This is a genomic window from Phenylobacterium deserti, from assembly GCF_003254705.1.
Taxonomy (GTDB): Bacteria; Pseudomonadota; Alphaproteobacteria; order Caulobacterales; family Caulobacteraceae; genus Phenylobacterium; species Phenylobacterium deserti.
Genome location: NZ_QFYR01000002.1, coordinates 385590 through 405837 on the forward strand (window position 1 = coordinate 385590; position 20248 = coordinate 405837).

Genomic DNA, 20248 nt, shown 5'->3' on the forward strand with positions numbered 1-20248 from the left:
CATGGGCAAGCCCACCGGCTTCCTTGAAATCGAACGCCATGACCGGGGCTATGAAGCCCCGCAAGAGCGCCTGAAGCACTGGAAAGAGTTCGTTCGGCCGCTGCCTTATCCCGAGCTGCAACGCCAAGCGTCGCGCTGCATGGATTGCGGGATCCCGTTCTGTCACCAGGGATGCCCGGTGAACAACCAGATCCCGGACTTCAACAACCTGGTCTATCGCGACCAGTGGAAGGACGCGCTGGACAACCTGCAGTCCACCAACAACTTCCCGGAGTTCACGGGCCGCGTCTGCCCGGCGCCCTGCGAGGCGTCCTGCACGCTGAACATCGAGGACGTGCCGGTCACCATCAAGTCGATCGAGTGCGAGATCGTCGACCGCGGCTGGCAGGAAGGCTGGATCAAGCCGCAGCCGAGCCCCCGCGGGACGGGCAAGCGGGTGGCGGTGGTGGGCTCCGGCCCCGCGGGTCTGGCCTGCGCCCAGCAGCTGGCCAGAGCCGGCCATGCGCCGACTGTGTTCGAGAAGTCGGACCGGATCGGCGGCCTGCTGCGCTACGGCATCCCCGATTTCAAGATGGAGAAGCACCTGATCGATCGGCGCATCCAGCAGATGGAAGCCGAAGGGGTGATCTTCCGGACCAACTTCGAAGTGGGCGTCACCGTCTCGGTGGAGCGCCTGTTGGACGACTACGACGTGCTGGTCATGGCGGGCGGGGCGGAAAACCCGCGGGACCTGCCCGTTCCCGGGCGTGAGCTGGGCGGCGTTCACTTCGCCATGGAGTTCCTGACCCAGCAAAACAAGCGCAACGCCGGCGATCCGGAAGAGCGCGCGGCCCCGGACGGCACCCTGTCGGCAGCCGGCAAGCACGTGGTGGTGATCGGCGGCGGCGACACCGGCTCGGACTGCATCGGCACCTCCAACCGGCACGGCGCGGTCTCGGTCACCCAGCTGGAGATCATGCCCCAGCCGCCGGAACGCGAGAACAAGGTGCTCACCTGGCCCGACTGGCCGCTGAAGCTGCGCACCTCCTCGAGCCACGAGGAAGGCTGCGAGCGCGAGTTCGCGGTCGGCACCAAGCGGTTCGTCGGCAAGGACGGCCATGTGACGGCGGTCGAGTGCGTGCGCCTGGAGTGGGTGAAAGGCGATGACGGCCGGATGAAGATGCAGGAGGTCGAGGGCTCGGCTTTCGAGCTGAAGGCCGACCTGGTGCTGCTGGCGATGGGCTTCGTCGGTCCCCGGCATGCCGGGCTGGTCGAAACGGCGGGCGTCGAGCTTGACCCGCGCGGCAACGTCCGGGCTAACGTCGTCGACTATCGCACGTCAGCGCCGAACGTCTTCACGTGCGGGGACATGCGGCGGGGCCAGTCCCTGGTGGTGTGGGCTATCCGCGAGGGCCGCCAGTGCGCCCAGGCAGTGGACGCCTACCTGATGGGCGAGAGCCGCCTGCCGCGATAAGGATAGCGGTCGCCTCGGCGGGCCGAGGCGACCAGCCTTCATCAGCTCGGCTGCATGCCCTGAACGTGGGTCAGGTGCTGCTGCACGATCGGCGCGATCTGCGCCGCGGCCGCCTTGAGCTGGGGCGTGTCGCCGTTCTGGGCATAGCCGCTGTGCAAGGCCAGGGCTTCCTGGTGCGCCATCAGCTGCTGCTGCAGGTACATGCGGTCGAAGGCGGCGCCCGAGGCGCCTTGCAGCTGCCGGATCATGCCGGCGCGACGGGCGTCGAGCGGCGGAGGCGGCGGGTTCATGCCGGCCTGCTGGGCGGCGGCCATGACGATCTGGGTCGAGTTGGTGTGGTCGCGGATCATCTGAGCCGCGAAGTCCTTCACCGCCTGCGACGAGCCCTTGGACTGCGCCAGCTGGCTCGATTGGATCTCGTACATGTCGCTGCGGGCGGCTTCCGCGATAAAGGCGGTCGCGGTGGTCGGCGCAGCCGCGGCGGCGGCCGCCGAAGCCGGCGAGCCCATGGCCGAGGCGCTGCTGGCGCTCTGCATGTCGCTGGCGCAGGCCGCGAGACTGAGGGCGCAAGCGGCGGTGGCCGCAAGGTAGATGGTACGCATCGGGTATCTCCAGGCCATGACGGTCGCGCTGCTCAACCGGGAATGGAGACCGACGTTCCTTTCGCCATCATTTGCTGGTGCGGTTGCGATAAAGAATCAAGCGTCGCCGATCAGCTCGACAACGCGCCCGGAACCGTCGCAGTCGGGGCAGGGCGCGCCCTGCAGCCGCCCGGAGCCGCCGCAGCGGGGGCAGAGGTTCTCGCCGCTTTGCGGCGTGCCGGGCGGGACCTGGTCGCCAGGGTGAAGATCGGGTTCGGGGCTCATGTGTCATGAACCGCCGGGCGGCGCGGTCAGTTCGCGGCGAGCGCCGTCAGCCGTTCGGCGTAGCGGGCGGCGTGAGCTGAGATCCTGGGCTGCTCATCGGCGCCTGCGGAGCCTGCCGCAAAGCGCCAGAGCCCGGCCTGGAAGGCGGGGTAGCAGAGGGCGAAGAAGGCCAGCAGGCGAGGATCGACCGCAAAGCCGCTGACCGCCTCGACGCCGGCGCAGACGCGCTGCACTTCCTCGTCCGTCAGGTCGAACTCGACGGCCGCGCCGGCCACGTCCCAGGCGATGTCCTGGCAGCCCAGCAGGTCGTGGGCTTCCGAATGGTCGAGGGCGTCGGTCTTGAGCAGCAGACCGTCGGGGCTGATCCGCCATTCCCAGGAGTGAAGGCGGCCGTCGATGTGGACCGGGCGGGCCACGTCTTCCGGCCAGGCGAGCCGGGGCTCGAGAGCCTCGGCGGTGTGCGTCCCAAGCAGCTCGCCCGCGTTCACGCGGGCCATCTCGGCCAGCTCGTCCAGGCGGGCGCCCTGTTCGGGATCGGCCGGGAAGGCCGAAGCGCGGAAGCCCAGATAGCGACCGAGGTGTTCCACGAACTCCTGGCGATCCGGGCCGACGCCGATCTCGCCCGGCTCCCAGCGCTCCAGCAGGAAGCCGCGACGCAGGGCCAGCGGCTCGGGCGAGAAGCCCGCGCGATGCAGCGCCTGGGCGCGTTCGAACTTGCCTTGGCCGATGGCGCCCAGGCCGGCGAACTTGGCAAGCCAGGCGCCGGTGGCGGTGGTCAGCCGGAACTTCAGCCGCTCCTGCGCTGGGTTGGCGGGCGGCCAGGCGTCCGTGCGCAGGTCCTTTCGCCAGGCGCCGCCGGACAGGTCCTCGATCCGGTCGATCGGCGGCATCAGGTCGGCGAACCATTGCTCCAGCGGCTCGTCCACCTGGAGGTCACGGAAGGTGGCGACTGGTCGCTGGGCCGCGGCCCAGCGGGCGCGATGCTGCGGGCTGGCCTCGGGACCCAAGTCGCCGGGGTGGCTGGGCAGGAAGACGATGCGCTCAGGGCTTACGCCGAGCTCTTCGAGCAGGTCGGCCGTGGCGCCGAACGAGCTGCCCGACAGGCCGGGGCCTTCGTCCACGATGGCGAAGGGGCCGGCGTGACTGGCGAACAGCTGACGCAGGGCTTCCGACGCCTGCATGCGGCGGCGGAACGGCTCGCCGGTCGGGCGCAGGGTGTAGAAGGTCTTGGCGTTGGCGGCGGCGGCCACAAGGGCGGCCAAACCCGTGCCGATGCTGCGCAGGCCGATCACCAGGGGTGGCGAGTCCCAGCGGTGCTCGATGGCCGCCTTGAGGAAGCCTTCCGGATAGCTGGCATAGAAGGCGTAGCCTTCCGGCGTTTTGACAGAAATCGCGTCGGGGGCGGGCTGCAGAGCGACGGCCATCAGCTCCAGGGCGATGGGCGGGCCGCTGGAGGCGTAGCCGCTCCAGGCCGAGGCGGCGAGCTTCTTGGCGAGCGCCAGCAGCAGGTTGGCGCAGGCCTCCTGCATGGGAGAAAGGTCATCGAAGCCGCGCTGATCGAACTCGGCGTCGGCGAACCCCTGCATCAGGCCTGAGGCCTGCACGAAGGCGTCGGTGAGAAGGTCGTGCCGGGCGACGCCCGCGCCAGCTTCTTCCGCGGTCTTCAGCGTGGCGGTGAGGGCGCGCAGCGCCTTGCGGGGCGCGAGCCTGCGCGCCCGGTCTCCATAGACCAGCATCAGGCGCCGGCCGTCAGGTGGCGGTAGGCGACGGCCTTGAAGGCGTCAAAGGTGGGGACCCGCGCTTGCGGCGCGCTGCGGCCGAGCCAGCAGGTCCAGGCCTCGTACTGGGCGGGGCTTGGAGAGACGAGCTCTCGCACGTCCTTGGATCGCGACAGGGCCTCCATGGGTCCCATGCCACGGTCCACCAGCACGCACAGCGCAACAGTGGCGGAACGGCCGATGCCGTGTTCGCAATGGATCAGCAAGCGCCGGCCCTCCCGACGGGCATCTGCCGCGAAGGCGACGCCCGCGTCCAGCATAGACTGGCTGACGGCGTGGTGATCAAACGTCGGAAGGTGCAGGAAGCGGATCCCGCAACCTTCCAGTTCATGGGGGTCGTCGCAGGCCTCGGATCGGACGTCGATCACCGCGCCGACGCCATGGTCGGCCGCCAGCGCGGCGGCCCGGCCGGCCGGAAAGCTGCCGCCGACCGCCAGATCGGGCGTGATCCAGCTGAGGTTCGGCGTCCAGCCTCCGGGCACCGACGTCAGCCTACGGCCAGAAGCGGCTCGGGCTGGGCGCTGCTGGCGGGCGCGTAGCGGCGGATCATCTGGCCGCAGAACTCCGCAAACTCCTCGGCCACCTGCGGCGGGCTGGTGTGGTGCGGCTCGATCCCCCGATGCTCGGGGGTGAAGCAGAAGGTGACCGTGACGTCGAAGTCGGCCAGCGCCTCCATCTGCTTGTCGAACCAGCGCAGGGCGTCCGGGCGGAAGCTGTCGGCCCAGGACAGGCCTGTGCGCAGGTGCTTGACGCCCAGGCGCTTCAGCCACTCGACCGCGGGCTCGAGGCGATGGTCCTCGAAGTGGAACCACTGGCAGATGCCCATGCCCTGGCCGTGCTCGGCGAAGGCCTCGACCGCCGGCTTGGGCGAGCCGTCCTCGCGCAGCAGGCCCATGTGGAAGTGCCGGTAGTAGGACGAGCCCTCGGCTTCCTTGTGGCGGGTGGTGGCTTCCCAGGTTTTGGGCAGGTCCCACAGGCTGTACCAGTGGGCGCGGTCGACCTTGCCGACCAGCAACTCGGCGGTCTTCTTGACGCCCCAGGCCTGGACCTCTTCCGAGCCAAAGGAGGAGACGCCGACCTCGGTGACCCAGACGGGCTTGTCGGTGACCGCGCGGATCTCCTCGACCTTTGCCGGCCACTCGTCGATGGACCACAGGTTCCAGTCCAGCGGAAAGCCGTGGACGGCGACGACGTCGATCTCGTCCAACGCGCCCTTGGCTTCCAGGCGCTTCAGGAAGCCCGGATCAATGGGGGACATGCCGCCGAGCACGCGGGGCAGGCGGCTGTTCTCGGCCGCGATGGCCTGGCCGGCGAGACGGGTCATGTTGGCGAACATGTCCCACTCGGGGTCGATGTTCGGGTCCCAGTGGCTCTTGTTGTTCGGCTCGTTCCAGATCTTGGCAGCTTCGATCATGCGTGGCCCCCGCCGTTCGTCGTTCCGTTGGTCTTTGGCTTGGCCGGATAAACCGCTCCGGCTGGTGTCGGCCGCTCGCCGCGGCGGCAGATGAACACCTCTTCTTCCGGGTGCTCGAGGATCTGGAACCCGGCGCTGCGCAGCATGGCGGCCGAGCAGGCGGCGTTGGGCGCCCACCAGTTGGTCCAGTCGTTGGCGTACTTGTGCTCGATGAAGTGCATCTTCGGGTAGCCGGGCTCCTCGAAGTGCTCCTGCTCGAAGAAGTCGTAGTCGGCGCGAACGGGCGCTTCCTCAGGGGAGCCGCGCTGCATTGACTGGAAGATCAGGATGTCCTTGGCCACGTGATCGTGGATGAGGTCCAGCGCCAGCAAGGGATGGCGCAGGTGGTAGAGCACGCCCATGAACAGCACGACGTCGAAGGTCTCGCCGATCTGGGCGACGTCGTAGACGCTCAGCTCGCGGAACTCGATGTCGATGCCCTTCACCTCGGCGGCGAAGCGGGCCTGGTTCAGGTAGCGCTCGTCGAAGTCGATGCCGAGGACGCGGTCGGCGCCGCGGCGCTTCATCTCGATGGAGTAGAAGCCGGCGTTGCAGCCGATATCCAGCACCGTCTTGCCCGTGAGGTCCTCCGGGATGGCGTGCTGGAACATCTTCCACTTCACGTTCGGGTAGTCGTTCAGGAAGTGGTTCGGGGCGGTCTGCACCCCGTTCAGGTCGATGTTGTGGAACCAGTCGCCGAGGGCGGCGGCGCGCTCCCGGATCTGGTCGCCGGTCAGGCTGCTCATCGCGGGACCTCGTTTATGCTCTGCACTTTCATTCCCCAGTCTCCGGTGACGAGCACGCTGATCGAGCCTGGGCTGACTTCCAGGCGGTGGTGCTGGTCGAGCGACAAGCCCAGCGCGTGGGCGAGCGCCGCCTTGATCGCGTCGGCGTGACTGACCGCCGCGATCTTCTGGTCCGGATGGCGCGCCCGGACCTCGTCCAGCCAGCGGCGCAGGCGGACCTGAACCTCCAGCATGCTTTCGCCGCCCGGAGGCCGGGCGATCGACCGCTGGGCGTTCCAGGCGGCCCAGCGTAGGTCGGCGTTCAGCGCGTCGAAGCCGGCGCCGGTCCACTCGCCGAAGTCGATCTCGATCAGGTCGTCCGCGGTCTGCAGGGGCAGGGCGGCGGCCTGGGCGATCGGCTCGGCGGTCTGCTGGGTTCGCTCCAGCGGGCTCGAATAGACGGCGGCGAGGCTCTCGCCCTTCAGGCGCTCGGCGAGCACCTGGGCTTCCCGCCGGCCGGCTTCGCCCAGGCCGACGCCGGCCATCCGCCCGCAGAGGACGTGGCCGAGACGATCATGGGAGCCGTGCCGCACGAAGAAGACCGTGGTGGTCACGAGGCGAGCTTCACCTTCGCCCGCACAGGCGCCGGTCCGCCGGCGCCTTCGATGAAGGCTTCGGTCCGCTCGCGCGCTTCGTTGTCGGTGTACTGCTCCGGCGGCGACTTCATGAAGTAGCTGGACGGGCCGAGCAGGGGGCCGGAAAGGCCGCGGTCGAGACCCAGCTTGGCGCAGCGCACCGCGTCGATGACGATGCCGGCGCTGTTGGGGCTGTCCCACACTTCCAGCTTCATCTCGACGTTCAGCGGCACGCCGCCGAAGGTGGTGCCTTCCACGCGGATGTGGGCCCACTTGCGGTCGGTGAGCCAGGGCACGAAGTCGCTGGGGCCGACGTGGACGTCGTCCGGATCCAGGGGCACGTCCAGCTGGCTGGTCACCGCCTGGGTCTTGGAGATCTTCTTGGAGTGCAGGCGCTCGCGCTCCAGCATGTTCTTGAAGTCGGAGTTGCCGCCGAAGTTCAGCTGGTAGGTGCGGTCCACCCGCACGCCACGTTCCCGGAACAGGTTCGCGACCATCCGGTGGAGGATGGTGGCGCCCACCTGGCTCTTGATGTCATCGCCGATGATCGGCACGCCGCGCTGCTCGAAGCGCTTTGCCCAGTTCGGATCGGAAGCGATGAACACCGGAATGCAGTTCACGAAGGCGCAGCCGGCCTCCAGCGCCTGTTCAGCGTAGAATTCGGTGGCCGCCTGCGAGCCCACCGGCAGATAAGACACCAGGACGTCCGTCTTGGAGTCGCGCAGGGCCTGGGCGACGTCCACCTGCGGCGCGTCGGCTTCCTCGATGTCGCCGGCCATGTACTGGCCGATGCCGTCCAGGGTCGGGCCGCGCAGGACCTTCACGCCCGCCGCCTTGGGCTTTGCGAAGACAATGGTGTTGTTGGGCTTGGCGAGCACCGCTTCGGAGATGTCCCGGCCGACCTTGCCGGCGTGGATGTCGAAGGCCGAGGCGATCTCGATGTCGCTCACATGATAGCCGCCGAGCTCGACGTGCATGAGGCCAGGCGGCGGCTCGTTGGCCGTGGCCTCGGCATAGTGGCTCAGCCCCTGGACGAAGGACGAGGCGCAGTTGCCAACGCCGACGATCCCAACGCGTAGCTTGTTTCGGCTCATCACGCCCCTGCGCTCGTTGTCCGGACACGGCGAAACGCCGCTCCGGAGGAAAGTACCTCACGCAAGAACAGCTAGGCTGGAGCTTTGTTCCTTAGAATGCTCCAGCGGCGAAAGGCCGATAACGACGGGAGGTGGCGATTGGCTCCCGCGTTCGCCGATTCGTGAGACCCGCAAGGCCGAGCAACTTACGCTCACGCGAATGTGCGCTCGGAACCAAGCTTCGCATTGGGAACTGAAACTGTGGAGCCTGCGGGAACTTACATGAAGATGAAGGGTTAGCTTGGCGGGTGTGTGAAGGCGAGGGACCGCCATGTGCCAAGGCCAGAGCGTTGTAGGCCCCGAAGGGTCAGGGAACTGGCTAGCAGGCGCGCAGTGCGCGGTGCGCATCGGAAAGAACTCCCAAGGACAGAGCGAGATCAAGCGTCTGTCCCTTCACCTCCAACAATTCGACGCGGGCGGACCTTCTTTCCGTCTGTCCCAACACTCCAACCGCTGAGTTCCGCCAATGGCTGAAACCGTTCTTATCACCGGCGGCGCCGGTTTCATTGGTCGACACCTCACGCAGGCGCTCCTGGAGCGTGGCGACAAGGTGCGCATCCTCGACAGCCTGATCGAGCAGGTCCACCCCAAGCGCACCCGCCCGGCCGAACTGGCCGAAGACGCGGAGCTGATTGTGGGCGACGTCCGGGACGAGGCGGCGGTTCTGAAATCGCTCAAGGGCGTGGACAAGGTGGTCCACCTGGCGGCGGAAGTGGGCGTCGGTCAGAGCATGTACGCCGTCGACCGCTACACCTCGGTCAACGACTACGGCACCGCGGTGCTGTTCCAGCAACTGATCGACAACCCGGTGGAGCGGGTGGTCGTCGCCTCCTCCATGTCGATCTACGGCGAGGGCCTCTACAAGACCGTCGATGGAAAGCTGATGGAAGATGTGGTTCGCGAGAGCCGCAACGCCGACGGCTCGTGGGATCCGCTCGACGAGCAGGGTCGGCCGATGATCCCGGTGCCGACGCCGGAGACCAAGGGCAGCGGCCTGAAGAGCGTCTACGCCATCGGCAAGTACGTTCAGGAGCGGCTGACGCTCACCCTGACCAAGCAATACGGGATGGGCGGCTCGGCCCTTCGCCTGTGGAACGCCTACGGCCCCGGCCAGGCGCTCTCCAACCCCTACACCGGCGTGCTGGCGATCTTCGCCTCGCGCATCGCCAACGGCCAGGCGCCGATGGTGTTCGAGGACGGCCAGCAACGGCGCGACTTCGTCCACGTCCGCGACGTGGCGCGCGCCTTCGTCCTGGCCCTTCACGAGCCGAAGGCCGACGGCCAGGTGTTCAACATCGGATCCGGCGAAGACCGGACCGTGGAGGAAGTCGCCCTGCTGCAAGCCGCCGCGATGGGCCGTCCCGACCTGCAGCCGGAAGTGGCCGGCAAGGCGCGGGCCGGCGACATCCGGCACTGCATCCCTGACCTGACCCGAGCTCACGAAGTGCTGGGCTACCGGGCCCAGGAAGACTTCACCGCCGGCCTGGCCGAATTGGCCGAGTGGGTGGCGCGGCAGGAAGCCGAAGACCGCGTGGTCGAGGCCCGCAAGGAACTCGAAATGCGCGGGCTGGTGGCATGAGCGCTGGCAAAGGTCCGGTCCTCGTCACCGGCGGCGCGGGCTTCATCGGCTGCAACATCGCCGACCGGCTCGCGGCCGATGGCCATGAGGTCATCGTCTACGACGCGCTCACCCGCGAGGGCGTCGAGCGCAATCTGTCCTGGCTCAAGAGCCGCCATGGCGCGCAGATCACCCATGTGGCGGCGGACATCCGCGACGCCCGTGCGGTGGACGAGGCGGTGCGTGAAGCCCAGGCCGTGTTCCACATGGCCGCGCAGGTGGCCGTCACCACCAGCCTGGTCGACCCGATCGAAGACTTCGAGGTGAACATCCTCGGCGGGCTGAACGTGCTGGAGGCGGTGCGCCGTCGCGGCGGCACGGCGCCGGTGATTTTCGCGAGCACAAACAAGGTCTACGGCGATCTGGCTGACGTGCCGCTGGAGCTCGTCGGCGACGCCTATCGCCCGGTGGACGCCGCCTTGCGGGTGCGTGGCGTGAGCGAGAGCCGCCCGCTGGACTTCCACACGCCCTACGGCTGCTCCAAGGGCGCTGCGGACCAATACGTCCTCGACTACGCCCGCAGCTTCGACCTCGACACCTGCGTCATGCGCATGAGCTGCATCTATGGCCCGCGCCAGATGGGCACCGAGGACCAGGGGTGGGTCGCCCACTTCCTGATCCAGGCGCTCGAGGGCAAGCCGATCAGCATCTATGGCGACGGCAAGCAAGTGCGCGACATCCTGAACGTCGGCGACTGTGTGGAAGCCTATATGCAGGCCTGGCGGAAGATCTCGGCCGTGAAGGGCCGGGCCTTCAACCTGGGCGGCGGGCCGTCCAATGCGGTGAGCCTGGTTCAGCTGATCGCCTACATCGAGGAGCTGACCGGCAGACAGGTCGACCTAGGCTTCTCCGACTGGCGCGCCGGCGACCAGCGCTACTACGTCTCGGACCCGTCGGCGGCGCGGCGCGAGCTCGGTCTTGCGGAAGCCCTGGATTGGCGAACCGGCGTCGCCCAACTCGCCCAGTGGCTGATGGCCGAGCGGGGCGGGCAGGGCGTCCGCCGCGAGCCCGCCGAGGCGCTGTCCTGATGAGCGCAGCCGCCAGCGAGGCGCCATGCCGGCCGTGACGCGCGACGCCGGGCCGAAGCTGCTGATGACCGCCGACGCTGTCGGCGGCGTCTGGACCTATGCGCTCGACCTGGCGCGCGGGCTGGCGGACACCGGCGTCTCGACGACCCTGGTGGTGCTGGGCCCGTCGCCCAGCGCCGACCAGATGGCAGAAGCCCATCGCGTGCCGCGGCTGGAGCTGGTCGACACGCGCCTTCCGCTGGACTGGATGGCGTCAGAGCCTGCGGAGATCCTGGAGGTCGGAGCGGCGGTGCGTGGGCTGGCGCGCGGCGCCAAGGCGGACCTGATCCATCTGAACACGCCCGCGATCGCGGCGGGCGGCGGCTTCTCGGCGCCGGTGATCGGCGCCTGCCATTCCTGCCTCGCCACCTGGTGGAGCGAGGTGAAGGACGGGATGATGCCGGCCGACTTCCGCTGGCGCACTCAAGCCTTGTGGCAGGGCCTCATCGCCTGCGACGCGCTGATCGCGCCGACGCATGCCTTCGCGCAAGCCACGGCGCTGACCTACGAGCTTCCGCGGCCGTTCGCCGTCCACAACGGGCGCAAGCCGCCTCAAGTCTCCACCTGGGCGCGGGAGAAGATGGTCTTCACCTCCGGCCGGCTGTGGGACGAAGGCAAGAACATCCAAGTGCTGGACGAGGCGGCCGCGCTGATCGACGCGCCGCTGCACGCCGCGGGCCCGCTGCAAGGCCCCACCGGCGGACCGGTGACCCTGCGCCACGCGCAGGCCCTCGGGCGGCTGTCGTCGCAAGGCGTGGAGTCGTGGCTGGCCCGTGCGCCGGTGTTCGCATCGGCGGCGCTCTACGAGCCCTTCGGCCTCGGCGTGCTGGAAGCGGCGCAAGCCGGCTGCGCCCTGGTGCTGTCCGACATTCCCACCTTCCGCGAGCTGTGGGACGGCGTGGCGGTGTTCGCCGATCCGACGGACCCGCAAAGCTTCGCCTCGGCCTTCGAGGAGCTGCTCGTCGATCCGCTGCGGGCCCAGCAACTGGGGCAGCAAGCCCGCCAGCGCGCCGCTCGCTACTCCGTTTCCGCCATGACGGCGGGCGTCCTGCAGGTCTATCGCCAGTACCGGCCCGACCTCTTCCAGCCGCCTGCCGAGGTCGCCGCATGAAGATCGTCTACTTCACCCACTCCCTGGCCTCGTGCTGGAATCACGGGAACGCGCACTTCCTGCGCGGCGTGCTGCGGGACCTGATCCGTCGGGGCCATCAGGTCGAGGTTCTGGAGCCTCAGGGGGCGTGGAGCCTGCAGAACCTGCTCGCGGACCATGGCGAGGCTGGGTTGGAGCCGTATCGTGCGGCCTATCCGGAGCTGAGCTCCACCGAGTTCGGCTCGGACTTCGATCCCGATCGCGCGCTGGACGGCGCCGACCTCGTCATCATGCACGAGTGGAACGAGCCGTCGCTGGTCGCCGAGATCGGCAAGGCGCGGGCGCGGGGCGGCCGGTTCACCCTGCTGTTCCACGACACCCACCACCGGGCCGTCAGCGATCCGGACGCGATCCGGGCTTTCGATCTGTCCGGCTACGACGGGGTCCTCGCGTTCGGCGAGACCCTGGCGGAGGTCTACCGCCGCTGGGGTTGGGAGAACCGGGTGTTCGTCTGGCACGAGGCTGCCGACGTTGAGCTGTTTCATCCGCCCGCGGCCGAGCAGGCGCGCGAAGGTCTGGTCTGGATCGGCAACTGGGGGGACGGCGAGCGGACTGGCGAGCTCGAGCAATTCCTGATGGCGCCTGCCAAGGCTGCCGGCCTTTCGTTGGATATCTTTGGGGTTCGGTATCCGCCTGAAGCCCTGGCCATGCTGGAGCGCTATGGCGTTCGCTATCGCGGCTGGCTGGCCAACGCCCGCGCGCCGGAGGTCTTCGCCCGCCACCTCGCCACCGTGCACGTGCCGCGGCGCTTCTACGTTACGACCCTGCCAGGCATCCCCACGATCCGGGTCTTCGAGGCGCTGGCCTGCGGCATTCCGCTGGTCTCGGCGCCCTGGAGCGACTCCGAGAACCTGTTCCGCCCGGGGCAGGACTTCCTGTTCGCGCGCGACGGCGCGGAGGTCGAGCGGCATCTGCGCGCCATCCAGAACGACCCCGACCTGCGTGAAAGCCTCGTCCGCTCGGGCCTGGAGACGATCCGCGCCCGCCACACCTGCGCGCACCGGGCCGAGGAGCTGCTGGGCTTCGTCGCCCAGCTGAACAAGACCGCCCGCCCGGCCGCCCAACAGCTCATCACCGAGACCGTCTGATGAAGATCGCCTTTTATGGTTCGAGCCTGCTGTCGTCCTACTGGAACGGCGCGGCCACCTATTATCGCGGCATGCTCTCCGAGCTCGCCAAGCGCGGCTACGACATCACCTTCTACGAGCCCGACGCCTTCGACCGGCAGAGACACAAGGACATCGAGCCGCCGGAGTGGTGCAAGGTGGTGGTCTATCCGGCCACCGAGACGGCCCTACAGACCGTGATCGCCAAGGCGGCGGAAGCCGATGTGGTGGTGAAGGCGAGCGGCGTCGGCGTGTTCGACGACGAGCTGCTGGAAGGCGTCATGGCCGTGGCCCGGCCGCACGCCATCAAAATCTTCTGGGACGTGGACGCGCCGGCGACGCTGTCCGAGCTGCGCGGCGACGCCAGCTTGCCGATGCACCGGGTCCTGCCGAGCCTGGACATGGTGCTGACCTATGGCGGCGGCCCGCCGGTGATCAACGCCTATGAGGGCTTCGGCGCGCGGGTTTGCCGGCCGATCTACAACGCCCTGGATCCCTCGACCCACCATCCGGTCCCGGCGCAGACGCGTTTCGAGGGCGACCTCAACTTCCTGGCCAACCGACTGCCGGACCGGGAAAGCCGGGTGGAGCGCTTCTTCCTGGAGCCGGCCGCGCGCCTGCCCGAGCGGCGCTTCCTGATCGGCGGCAACGGCTGGGACGACAAGGCCATGCCCGCCAACGTGCGCCGGATCGGGCACGTGGGAACGGCCGACCACAACGCCTTTAACTGCTCGCCCTTGGCGGTGCTGAACGTGGCCCGGGACTCCATGGCGGACGTCGGCTTCTCGCCGGCGACGCGGGTGTTCGAAGCGGCCGGCGCGGGCGCCTGCCTGATCACCGACGCCTGGGAAGGCATCGAGCTGTTCCTCAACCCCGACGAGGAAGTGCTGGTGGCGCGCGACGGCCAGGACGTGGCCGAGCATGTGGCGGCCCTGACGCCTGAGCGTGCGCGTGCGATCGGCGAGGCGGCCCGCCAGCGGATCCTGTCCGAGCACACCTATGCCCGGCGCGCAGCCGAGGTGGACGTGCTGCTGAAGCACGAGGCGGCCGCCAAGCGCGAAAGGAGCCTCGCGTGAAGCTCGTCGTCTTAGGGCTCAGCCTGTCCTCGTCCTGGGGCAACGGGCACGCGACCACCTACCGGGCGCTGCTTCGCAGCTTCGCCGCACGCGGGCACGAGATCCTGTTCCTGGAGCGGGATGTGCCCTGGTACGCGGGCGCGCACCGCGACCTGGCCTCGCCGGACTTCTGCGAGCTGGCCTTCTACAAGGACCGTGACGAACTTGCCCGGCTGTGGCGAACGGAAGTGGAGCAGGCGGACGCGGTGATCGTCGGCTCCTACGTTCCGGAAGGCGTGGAGGTCGGCCGCTGGGCGCAAAAGACCGCGCGCGGCGTGGTCGCGTTCTATGACATCGACACGCCGGTGACGCTGGCCAAGCTGGCCGCAGGCGACTTCGAGTACCTGACGCCCGAGCTGATCCCCGGCTACGACGTCTACCTGTCCTTCACCGGCGGCCCGACGCTGGAGCGGCTGATGAAGCGCTACGGCTCGCCCGCGGCGCGGGCGCTCTACTGCTCGGTGGACGCGGACGTCTATCGCCCGATGGCGGGAACGCGGCGCTGGGACCTGAGCTACCTCGGCACCTACAGCCCCGACCGGCAGCCGACGCTGGAGCGACTGCTGCTGGAGCCGGCGCGGCAGGCTCCGGAACTGAAGTTCTGCGTGGCCGGACCGCAGTACCCGGCGGACATCGACTGGCCCGCCAATGTGGAGCGGATCGATCACGTCCCGCCGGCCGAGCATCCCACCTTCTATGCGGCGAGCCGTTACACGCTGAACGTCACGCGGGCGGACATGATCGCGGCGGGCTTTTCGCCCAGCGTGCGGCTGTTCGAGGCAGGCGCGTGCGGCACGCCGATCATCTCCGACGTCTGGGACGGGCTGGACACCCTGTTCGAGCCCAAGGCGGAGATCGTCCTGGCCCGCACGAGCGAAGAGGTGCTGCAGCAACTGCGCAGCACCGACGAGCCGGCGCGCCGGGAGATGGCCGAGGCCGCCCGTGGGCGGATCCTGGCCGAGCACACAGCAGACCACCGCGCCGCGGAACTCGAGGCGCATCTCACCGAGGCTGCGGCCGCCAAGGCCCAGCGTCGCAAGGACAATCTTCTACTTTGTTAGGGTGACGGGAAACGCCGACCGGGGGGACGGCCACGCCTAGAACGTCCAGCGTTGAAGGATGGCGAAATGAAGAATGGACGGCAGAAACAGATCCTGGTGGCCGGCGGCGCCGGCTTCCTCGGCTCGCATCTGTGCGAACGGCTGATCGAGGAAGGCGCCCGGGTCGTCTGCCTGGACAACTTCCTCACAGGAAAGCCCGAGAACCTGCGGCGGCTCGAGCTTTCGGCCGACTTCGAGCTGATCGAGCACGACATCGTCGAGCCGCTTCCGGCCAAGCTGATGAAGCGGCGTTTCGACCGGGTCTACAACCTGGCCTGCGCGGCCTCGCCGCCGCTGTACCAGGCTGATCCCGAGCACACGCTGATGACCAATGTGCTGGGCACCCGGCACCTGCTGAAGCTGGCGGAAGCATGCGGGGCGCGGTTCCTGCTGACCTCGACCAGCGAGGTTTACGGCGACCCGCACGCGCACCCGCAGGTCGAGAGCTACTGGGGCAACGTCAACTGCACAGGCCCGCGGGCCTGCTACGACGAGGGCAAGCGCGCGGCCGAGACCCTGTGCTTCGACTACGACCGCCTGAAGAAGGTGGAAGTGCGCGTGGCGCGGATCTTCAATACCTATGGCCCGCGGCTGTCGCCGGACGATGGGCGGGTGGTCTCCAACGTGGTCAGCCAGGCGCTGGCCGGCGACGACATCACGGTCTTCGGCGACGGCTCGCAGACCCGCTCCTTCTGCTACGTCGACGACCAGGTCGACGGGCTGATGAAGCTGATGGAGTTCGACGGCGCCCAGCCGGGGCCGATCAACATCGGCAACCCGGTGGAGCGGACGATCCTGGAGCTGGTGGACCTGGTGCTGGCCATGACCGGCTCGAACTCGGAAGTGATCTTCCAGCCGCTGCCGGTCGACGATCCCAAGCGCCGGCGGCCGGACATCAGCAAGGCCGAGCGGGTGCTCGGCTGGACCCCGCAGACCGACCTGGAACAAGGGCTGCGCTCCACGATTGCTTGGTTCGAGGCGGGTGAAGGCCTGGCCGCATCCACCCGGGGCGGCGACAAGGCGCTGCTGACCGCCTGACTGGAGCGCCGTCATGAGCCTCGATGCGTTCAGCCATCCGGAGGAGGGCGTACGGCCCTCCCGCCCCGAAGGGCTGGACGCACGGTCCGCCCCCAGGATCCGGCCCGAAGCCATTCGCGCCTACGACATCCGGGGCGTGGCCGGTCGGGACATCGACCGGGCCGGCGCCTATTGGCTCGGCCTGTCCTACGCCACCCAAGCGCGGGCGGCGGGGCTGAGCCGCATCGGCGTAGGCCGCGACGGGCGAATCAGCTCGCCAAGCCTGGAGCAGGCGCTGGTCTGGGGCTTGATGGACGGCGGCGTTCGGGTGGAGCGGATCGGCCTTGGGCCTACGCCCATGCTGGGCTGGGCGGTGCGCGAAATGGGGCTGGACGGGGCCATCATGGTCACCGCCTCTCACAACCCTTCGCACGAGAACGGCTTCAAGATCCTGTTGGGCGAGAAGCGCGTGCATGGCGCGGCCCTGAAGGAACTGGTGGACGGGACGTGCCGCAAGGCGGTCGCCGGCTCGTCGCGGCGCTTCTCGGTGGTGGAAGCCTATGTGGAGGCTCTGGCCCGCGCGGCGAAGGACATGGCGCCGCTGAAGGTGGTCTGGGACTGCGGCAACGGCGCGACCGGCGAGGTGGTCGAGCGGCTGGCCGAAAAGCTGCCTGGCGAGCACCACCTGCTGAACACCAAAATCGACGGGCGCTTCCCGGCGCACCATCCGGATCCGGCGGTCGCGGAGAACCTGTCGCAGCTGGCCGAGGCGGTGATCGCCCGCGGCGCGGACATCGGCGTGGCGTTCGACGGGGACGGCGACCGGATCGGCGTGGTGGACGCCCGGGGGCGCATCCTTTGGGCCGACCAGTTGATCCTGCTGCTGGCACGCGACCTGCTCGGCCGGCGGCCGGGCGCTTCGGTGGTGGCCGACGTCAAGTGCAGCAAGGTGCTGTTCGACGGGGTGGAGCAGGCGGGCGGGCGCTGCGCCCTGTCGCCCTCCGGCTATGTGCTGGTGCGCGAGGCGATGGAGCGCGAAGGCGCCCTGCTGGGCGGCGAGCTCTCAGGCCACATCTTCTTCGCCGACGGCTGGGGCGGGGTGGACGATGCGGTGTTCGCGGCCATCCAGACGTTCCTGGCGGTCTCGAAGATGCCCGGCGGACTGGCCGAGTTCCGCGATAGCCTGCCGCCGAGCTTCGCCACGCCGGAGCTGCGCATTCCGTGCCCCGAAGCCCGCAAGCCGGAGGTGGTCGCCGAGGTGGCCGAGCGGCTGGCGGCGCAAGGCGCGGTGTTCGACCCCAAGCTAGGCCTGCGGGTCGAAAGCGACGACGGCTGGTGGCTGCTGCGCGCCTCCGGCACCGAGCCCAAGATCACCTGCCGCTGCGAGGCGCTGCATCCCGACGGCCTGGATCGCCTGCGCGCCACCCTGCGCGAGCAACTGCGACTGAGCGGTCTGGAAGCGGACGTCTAGCGCTGCTGTGGACACCGGGCCCTGCAGGTGGGAAGCAGGGACGCGGATGAAGATCGCGATCCTACAGTTCGACAATCGCCCGATCGACAAGCTCGGGCTGATGCCCCTGCTGGTGCAGAGGAACGCGGCCTACGCCGCCCGCCAGGGCTACGAGCACCACTTCGTCACGGCGGCGCCCTTCGATCTGCCGGTCTATTGGCAAAAGCCCGCTATGTGCCGCCACGTGCTGCGGTCCGGCTACGACGCGGTGCTGTGGCTGGACACCGATGCGGTGGTGCACGACCTGGACCGCAGGATCGAGGACCTGTTCCAGGGCGACGAGCTGATGGTCGGGGCGCCGGACAATCCGCACTGGCCGCAGCCGTTCAACGCCGGGGTTTTCGCCGCACGCGGCGAAGGGGGCGCCCAGCTGATGGGGCGCTGGGCCGAGCTGTTCGAAGGCACGAACTGGGAGCGGACCGCGACCGCCTGGGTCTGTCACGGCGAATGGGCCGGCGCAGATTTCGAGCAGGGGGCGTTCAACGGGCGTTTGCTGGAGACGCTGAAAGCAGCCGGCGAGCTGCGGATCGCGGACTGGCGAGTGCTGCAGAGCCCGTTCCCTGTGGAGGGAGCCTTCACCCTGCACTTTGCCGGGCCGTTCCGGTCCAACCTGCCGGTCTACCTCGCGCTGGACGGAGCCTCGCCGGCGGCCGGTTGAGGCGAGACGCCCAGCAGGCCAAGCGCCTCGCGATAGCCGTTCAGGGTGCCGACATCCACATAGCCAGTGCCAAGCTGGGCGCTCCAGGCCTCGCCGCCGCGGGCGATCCAGGCGTTCACCAGCGTGCCGAGGTACTCGTCCTCGCGCTCGCGCTCGATCCACAGGGCGTGCAGATCGTGGAAGACGCGGCCGGGCATCTTGAAGGCGCCCCATATCCAGTTGGATCCGGCGTCGGGGCGCTTCACCTGGATCTCCAGCACCCGGCCGCTTCCGTCCGACAGAACGGCGTCGAAGTGCTGGGGCTGCTCAACCGGGAAGGTGAGAAAGGAGAAGCGGTCGTCCGGCAGGCTCGCCAGACCGTCCTCCGGAAACCAGATGGTGTCGGGCAGGCCGACGGCCACCGGCTCGTCCGGGTGGATGAGGGGCAGGGCGCGGAAGATGGCGTCGCACAAGCCGGCGGCGCGGGGCTGAATCACATAGGCGATGTCCACGTCGCCGACGCGGTCGCTGAAGTAGCGCAGGATGTCCGCCTTGTGCGGCGAGATCACAAAACAGACCTTGCGGGCGCCGCCCAGGGCGAGCCGCTCGACCAAGTACTCGCTGACCGCACGGGGACGCTCCGTGCCGCCCTCGCGGCGCACGCCCACCGGCAGCAGTTCCTTGGAGAAGGCGAGGGGCTGAATGCGGGTGCCTTGGCCGGCCGCCGGGATGATGCCCCACATGCTCAGGCGCGCTCCAGGTCGGTGGCTGTTGGCGATCGCGCCAGGATGTCGATCAGTTCGGCGGCGCGATGATCGCTGGTGTGCTGGTCCAGCGTCCGCTCCCGCGCAGCGCGGGCGATTGCCGCCAGGTCGCCCGGCGCGAGGTCCACCGCCGCCAGGGCCTCATCCGTGCTCGTGGCGGTGAGGATCTCGCGGCCCGGTTCGAAGAAGAGCTCGAGGCCCTCCCACACGTCGGTGAGGATGGGTGTTCCGCAGGCCGCGGCCTCAAACAGCCTGCCGGAGGGGCAGTACCCCATCTGGGCCATGTCCCGCCGCGTGACGTTCAGGGTGAGCTTGGAGGATGCGAAGAACGCCGGATGCTCGCCAGGCGGCACATGGTCGAAGAAGAAGATGTTGTCGACCCATGGGAAGCTCGCGTCATAGCCCGAGCCGCCCAGTACGAAGCGCTTGTCGGGCCGAAGGCGCGCCGGCTCAGCGAAGAAGGCGTTCACGGCCGGCTGTCGATCGGCGGCGTAGGTGCCGAGGTAGGACAGGTCGCACCCGTAGCGTTCGTCCGCCGGCACGGGCCGGTGCGCAGCGGGATCGACATGGCCGTAAAGCGGCAGGGCGCGCCGGGCGCCGAGGTCGCGCTGCAGGCGGACAAGCGCCTCGCCGCCTGTGTAGCTGAGGACGAGGTCGAAGCCCGAGAGCCCTTCGACTGGCAGGTAGTCGACGCTTTCGCCGGCTGACAGCCGGGCCAGGGTCACTGGCGTGTCCATATCGTAGAACACCGCCTGGCGCCCGCTCTCGGCGGCCAGGGCCGACGCCTGGCGGCCGTCCGGGCAGTAAGAGGTGACCATCACCACGTCGGCGGATCGGGCTTCGGCCCGCGCCCGCTCGCGAACGCTATCCCAGTCCGGGTAGAGGACGAGATCGCCGGCGGGCAGGGTCCAGAGATCGCGGTGGTGGGCGTAGTAGGGAACGTCCCGTTCGAAGAAGACGACCTTCACGCCGCGGCCCTCGAGCGCGCGGATCAACCCGCGCCAGAGAGTGGCGTGTCCGTTGCCCCACGACGAACTCACCGTCAGGCCGAAAATCACAAGCTTCATGGTCTGGCGTCCCTGAGAGCGTGAACCCCCGCTCAAGGTGAAGGTTCCGAAGCG

General features: G+C 68.9%; 20 protein-coding genes. 10 read left to right on the top strand and 10 right to left on the bottom strand.

Features of this window, described 5'->3' with window-relative positions:
- Position 1 precedes the first annotated feature (1 nt).
- Positions 2-1453 carry a glutamate synthase subunit beta gene (locus DJ018_RS11510; RefSeq protein WP_111515089.1) on the top strand — a complete coding sequence of 484 codons (1452 nt, stop codon included), beginning with the start codon at positions 2-4 and terminating at the stop codon, positions 1451-1453.
- A 41-nt stretch (positions 1454-1494) separates the two neighbouring features.
- Here the strand turns inward: DJ018_RS11510 and DJ018_RS11515 are convergent, their stop codons facing one another.
- The 8 genes from DJ018_RS11515 to DJ018_RS11545 form a co-directional block, all read right to left on the bottom strand.
- Positions 1495-2055 (bottom strand): DUF4142 domain-containing protein, encoded by a 561-nt coding sequence (locus DJ018_RS11515; protein ID WP_165842898.1) that lies wholly within the window; start codon positions 2053-2055, stop codon positions 1495-1497.
- A gap of 96 nt (positions 2056-2151) precedes the next feature.
- Entirely contained in the window at positions 2152-2319 is a 168-nt protein-coding gene (locus tag DJ018_RS19200) for a hypothetical protein (RefSeq protein WP_165842899.1), read from the bottom strand.
- A 26-nt stretch (positions 2320-2345) separates the two neighbouring features.
- On the bottom strand, positions 2346-4055 hold the full coding sequence (locus DJ018_RS11520; protein WP_111515091.1) for a hypothetical protein: 1710 nt from the start codon (positions 4053-4055) through the stop codon (positions 2346-2348).
- Positions 4055-4579, bottom strand: a complete 525-nt coding sequence (locus DJ018_RS11525; RefSeq protein WP_111515092.1) for a protein-tyrosine phosphatase family protein — start codon at positions 4577-4579, stop codon at positions 4055-4057. The genes DJ018_RS11520 and DJ018_RS11525 overlap by 1 nt, the downstream gene beginning before the upstream one ends.
- A 5-nt stretch (positions 4580-4584) precedes the next feature.
- A complete protein-coding gene (locus DJ018_RS11530) occupies positions 4585-5511 on the bottom strand; it encodes a glycosyl hydrolase (RefSeq protein WP_111515093.1) in 927 nt (308 codons plus the stop codon).
- The gene (locus DJ018_RS11535; protein WP_111515094.1) at positions 5508-6296 is read right to left on the bottom strand and encodes a TIGR04290 family methyltransferase; all 789 of its coding nucleotides are present in this window, start codon (positions 6294-6296) and stop codon (positions 5508-5510) included. The genes DJ018_RS11530 and DJ018_RS11535 overlap by 4 nt, the downstream gene beginning before the upstream one ends.
- Entirely contained in the window at positions 6293-6889 is a 597-nt protein-coding gene (locus DJ018_RS11540; protein WP_111515095.1) for a histidine phosphatase family protein, read from the bottom strand. The genes DJ018_RS11535 and DJ018_RS11540 overlap by 4 nt, the downstream gene beginning before the upstream one ends.
- The gene (locus DJ018_RS11545; RefSeq protein ID WP_111515096.1) at positions 6886-8004 is read right to left on the bottom strand and encodes an inositol-3-phosphate synthase; all 1119 of its coding nucleotides are present in this window, start codon (positions 8002-8004) and stop codon (positions 6886-6888) included. Before DJ018_RS11545 ends, DJ018_RS11540 begins: the two co-directional genes overlap by 4 nt.
- A gap of 505 nt (positions 8005-8509) precedes the next feature.
- Between DJ018_RS11545 and DJ018_RS11550 the strand changes: the two genes are divergently transcribed.
- The 9 genes from DJ018_RS11550 (at position 8510) to DJ018_RS11590 (ending at position 18384) form a co-directional block, all read left to right on the top strand.
- Complete coding sequence (locus DJ018_RS11550; protein ID WP_111515097.1) at positions 8510-9622, top strand: NAD-dependent epimerase/dehydratase family protein; 1113 nt, start codon at positions 8510-8512, stop codon at positions 9620-9622.
- Complete coding sequence (locus tag DJ018_RS11555; RefSeq protein WP_111515098.1) at positions 9619-10689, top strand: SDR family NAD(P)-dependent oxidoreductase; 1071 nt, start codon at positions 9619-9621, stop codon at positions 10687-10689. The genes DJ018_RS11550 and DJ018_RS11555 overlap by 4 nt, the downstream gene beginning before the upstream one ends.
- A gap of 25 nt (positions 10690-10714) precedes the next feature.
- Entirely contained in the window at positions 10715-11839 is a 1125-nt protein-coding gene (locus tag DJ018_RS11560; protein ID WP_205853755.1) for a glycosyltransferase family 4 protein, read from the top strand.
- Positions 11836-12966 (top strand): CgeB family protein, encoded by a 1131-nt coding sequence (locus DJ018_RS11565; RefSeq protein ID WP_111515099.1) that lies wholly within the window; start codon positions 11836-11838, stop codon positions 12964-12966. Before DJ018_RS11560 ends, DJ018_RS11565 begins: the two co-directional genes overlap by 4 nt.
- Complete coding sequence (locus tag DJ018_RS11570) at positions 12966-14060, top strand: CgeB family protein (RefSeq protein ID WP_111515100.1); 1095 nt, start codon at positions 12966-12968, stop codon at positions 14058-14060. Before DJ018_RS11565 ends, DJ018_RS11570 begins: the two co-directional genes overlap by 1 nt.
- Entirely contained in the window at positions 14057-15160 is a 1104-nt protein-coding gene (locus DJ018_RS11575) for a CgeB family protein (protein ID WP_111515101.1), read from the top strand. Before DJ018_RS11570 ends, DJ018_RS11575 begins: the two co-directional genes overlap by 4 nt.
- A 66-nt stretch (positions 15161-15226) precedes the next feature.
- Entirely contained in the window at positions 15227-16237 is a 1011-nt protein-coding gene (locus DJ018_RS11580; RefSeq protein WP_111515102.1) for a UDP-glucuronic acid decarboxylase family protein, read from the top strand.
- A 13-nt stretch (positions 16238-16250) separates the two neighbouring features.
- A complete protein-coding gene (locus DJ018_RS11585; protein WP_111515103.1) occupies positions 16251-17687 on the top strand; it encodes a phosphomannomutase/phosphoglucomutase in 1437 nt (478 codons plus the stop codon).
- A 46-nt stretch (positions 17688-17733) separates the two neighbouring features.
- Positions 17734-18384 carry a hypothetical protein gene (locus tag DJ018_RS11590; protein WP_111515104.1) on the top strand — a complete coding sequence of 217 codons (651 nt, stop codon included), beginning with the start codon at positions 17734-17736 and terminating at the stop codon, positions 18382-18384.
- Here the strand turns inward: DJ018_RS11590 and DJ018_RS11595 are convergent.
- Together DJ018_RS11595 and DJ018_RS11600 are read right to left on the bottom strand one after the other, a co-directional pair.
- Positions 18345-19106, bottom strand: a complete 762-nt coding sequence (locus DJ018_RS11595; RefSeq protein WP_111515105.1) for a sugar phosphate nucleotidyltransferase — start codon at positions 19104-19106, stop codon at positions 18345-18347. The genes DJ018_RS11590 and DJ018_RS11595 overlap by 40 nt on opposite strands.
- Before the next feature lie 2 nt (positions 19107-19108).
- Positions 19109-20194, bottom strand: a complete 1086-nt coding sequence (locus DJ018_RS11600; protein ID WP_111515106.1) for a CgeB family protein — start codon at positions 20192-20194, stop codon at positions 19109-19111.
- Between the last annotated feature and the right edge of the window lie 54 nt (positions 20195-20248).